Origin of the sequence: Mesorhizobium sp. WSM3873 (assembly GCF_001672445.1) — a bacterium.
Taxonomy (GTDB): domain Bacteria; phylum Pseudomonadota; class Alphaproteobacteria; order Rhizobiales; family Rhizobiaceae; genus Mesorhizobium.
Window position 1 is genome coordinate 1 of the sequence record NZ_LYTM01000049.1, and the last position, 3,439, is coordinate 3,439.

Genomic DNA, 3,439 nt, shown 5'->3' on the forward strand with positions numbered 1-3,439 from the left:
CCTGTGCCGTTCGGGGCGGTGGGCGAGCTTTACATTGGCGGCGCAGGCGTTGCGCGTGGCTACCTGAACCGGCCCGAGCTGACGGCCGAGCGATTCATCGCCAGCCCGTTTGTGGAGGGCGACCGGCTGTATAAGACTGGCGACCTGGGGCGTTATCTGCCGGACGGCAATCTGGAGTTTTTGGGCCGCAACGACGAGCAGGTGAAGATCCGCGGCTTCCGCATCGAGCCGGGCGAGATCGCGGCGCGGCTTTGCGAGCATGCCTGGGTGCGTGAGGCGGTGGTTGTGGCGCGCCAGGACCGGGCCGGCGACAAGCACCTTGTCGCCTATGTCGTGTGCGGACCCGAGGCCGGCTCGGACGGGGACGATGGCGGCGCGCTTGCCGGCGCCTTGCGCGCTCATCTGGGTGCGTGGCTGCCCGACTACATGGTGCCGTCGGCCTTCGTGCGGCTGGATGGGCTGCCGCTGACACCGAACGGCAAGCTCGACCGCCAGGCGCTGCCGGCGCCGGCCGACGAGGCCTATGCGCACGCCGCCTATGAAGCGCCGCAGGGCGCGGTCGAGACGCTGCTGGCGCAGATCTGGGCGGAGCTGCTCGGGGTCGAGCGGGTCGGACGCCACGACAACTTCTTCGAACTCGGCGGCCATTCGCTCCTGGCGGTGCAGCTCTTGAGCCGGCTGTCGCGGGCTGTTGGGGTCGAACTGCCGCTGACGAGGCTGTTCGCCAGGCCGGTTCTTTCCGATCTGGCCGAAAGCATCGTCGAGGTGTTGAGCCGCACCGGTCCGCAAGACCTGCCGGCGATTGCGACGGTGTCGCGCGACGAGCCGCTTGCGCTGTCGTTCGCGCAGCAGCGGCTATGGTTTTTGGCGCAGCTGGACGAGGGCAGTACCAACTATCACATTCCGCTGGCCTTGAGACTGCGTGGCGTGCTCGACCACGTCGCCTGGCAGCGCAGCCTTGACCGTCTGTTTGCCCGTCATGAGGCGCTGCGCGGTGTCTTTGTCGCTCCGGAGGGCAAGCCTTGGTTTGAGGTTCTGCCGCCTGAGGCAGGGCTGCCGGTGCTGGAGCACGATCTGCGGGACAGGCCGGATGCAGAGGCGGCGCTTTTGGATCTGTGCCGTGAAGAGGCGCAGACGCCCTTCGATCTTGCGCGCGGGCCGCTGATCCGCGGGCGTCTGATCCGGATGTCGGATGAGGAACATGTTTTCCAGCTGACCCAGCATCACATTGCCTCGGACGGATGGTCGATGGGCGTGCTGGTGCGTGAACTCAGTCAGCTTTACCGGGCGTTCGCAGCTGGACAGGACGATCCTTTGCCGCCGCTGGCGATCCAGTACCCGGATTATGCCGCCTGGCAACGGCAGTGGCTGTCGGGGGAACGGCTGCAAAGCCAGGCGCAGTATTGGCGCAACGCCCTGTCAGGCGCCCCGGCCCGGCTTGCACTGCCGACTGACCGCGTGCGGCCGGCCCAGCAGTCGTTTGCCGGGGCCAGTGTGCCGATCGTCATCGATGCGGATCTGACGCGGGATCTGAAGCGGCTGAGCCGGCAGCATGGCACGACGTTGTTCATGACGGTGCTGGCGGCCTGGGCGGCGGTGCTTTCGCGTCTGTCGGGGCAGGACGACCTCGTGATCGGCGTTCCGAGCGCCAATCGAGGCCGGCGCGAGATCGAAGAGTTGATCGGTTTCTTCGTCAATACCCTGGCGCTTAGGCTCGACCTGTCCGGCGAGCCGAGCGTGTCGGAGCTTTTGGCGCGGACGCGGCGCACGGCGCTGGCCGCGCAGGAGCATCAGGACCTGCCGTTCGAGCAGGTCGTCGAGATCGCGCAGCCGCCCCGGCATCTTGATCACACGCCGTTGTTCCAGGTGATCTTGGCCTGGGAGAACAATGCGGTCGAGTCATTGGACCTGCCGGGGCTGAGTGTGGAGGCTGCCGGGGAGGGGTATGATCAGGTCAAGTTCGATCTGGAGCTCGACCTTGGCGAAGATGGCGATCAGATCGCCGGATCGCTGCACTATGCCACGGCGCTATTCGACGAAGCGACGATCGAGCGGCAGCGTGAATATCTGGTGGTGCTGCTGCGGGCGATGGTTGCCGATGCAGGCCAGCCGGTCGGCCGCATCGACATCCTGCCGGCCGCCGAACGCACCTATCTACTGGAGGGTCTGAACCGGACGGACGCGGACTATCCGTCGCATCTTTGCATCCACGAGCTGTTCGAGGCGCAGGTGCGCCAGGCGCCGGAGGCGGTGGCGGTGGTCTGCGACGACGAGCGCCTGAGCTATGGCGAGCTCAATGCGCGGGCCAACCGGCTGGCCCATCATCTGATCGCCCTCGGGGTCAAGCCGGATCAGCCGGTGGCGATCTGCCTGGAGCGCAGCCCGGCGATGGTGGAGGGGGTCTTGGCGATCCTGAAGGCGGGCGGCGCCTATCTGCCGCTGGACCCGGACTACCCCTGCGCGCGGCTGCGGCAGGTCCTCGGCGATGCCTCGCCGCGGCTGCTGCTTTGTGATGCGGCCGGACGCTCCGCGCTCGGCGCCGAGGCGCTGGCCGATGTCACGACGGTCGATCTGGAGACGGCCACCCCGGCCTGGGTCGAGTTGCCCGCCTCGAACCCGGACCCGCGCGCTCTTGGCCTGACCGCATGCCATCTCGCCTATGTCATCTACACTTCAGGCTCTACCGGAGCCCCAAAGGGGGCAAAGAATGAGCATCGGGCTATTATCAATCGCCTGATCTGGATGCAGAAAGCCTACGCTCTTAATGCGACTGATGTCGTTTTGCAGAAGACGCCATTTGGCTTCGATGTCTCGGCCTGGGAATTCTTCTGGACGTTGCTTGAAGGGGCGACCCTGGTGCTAGCGCCACCGGCGGCACACAAAGACCCCGATGCGCTTGTAAAAGTGATCCTCAGCCAAAGGATCACCACTGCGCACTTTGTACCATCCATGCTGGTTAGCTTTATGGACACGACGGGCGCTGATCGCTGCACATCGCTGCAGCGTCTCGTGTGCAGTGGCGAGGCGCTTCCTGCCTCCGTCGCGCACAAAGTTCGACGCGTATTGCCTTTGACTGGCCTGCACAATCTGTACGGTCCCACGGAAGCTGCTATCGACGTTACAGCCTGGAATTGTCCCGGTGATTTTGATGGGCCAGTTGTCCCGATCGGCCGTCCGATAGCGAACACGCGGGTGTACCTGCTTGACGGCCATGGCGCGCCTGTGCCGTTCGGGGCGGTGGGCGAGCTTTACATTGGCGGCGCAGGCGTTGCGCGTGGCTACCTGAACCGGCCCGAGCTGACGGCCGAGCGATTCATCGCCAGCCCGTTTGTGGAGGGCGACCGGCTGTATAAGACTGGCGACCTGGGGCGTTATCTGCCGGACGGCAATCTGGAGTTTTTGGGCCGCAACGACGAGCAGGTGAAGATCCGCGGCTTCC

Annotated in this window: 1 protein-coding gene; it reads left to right on the plus strand. The window is 65.7% G+C overall.

Translation table 11 applies throughout. From position 1 onward, the window contains the following. The coding region (locus tag A9K71_RS24545; RefSeq protein ID WP_156752763.1) for a non-ribosomal peptide synthetase at window positions 1-3,439 on the plus strand (3,439 nt) is incomplete at both ends.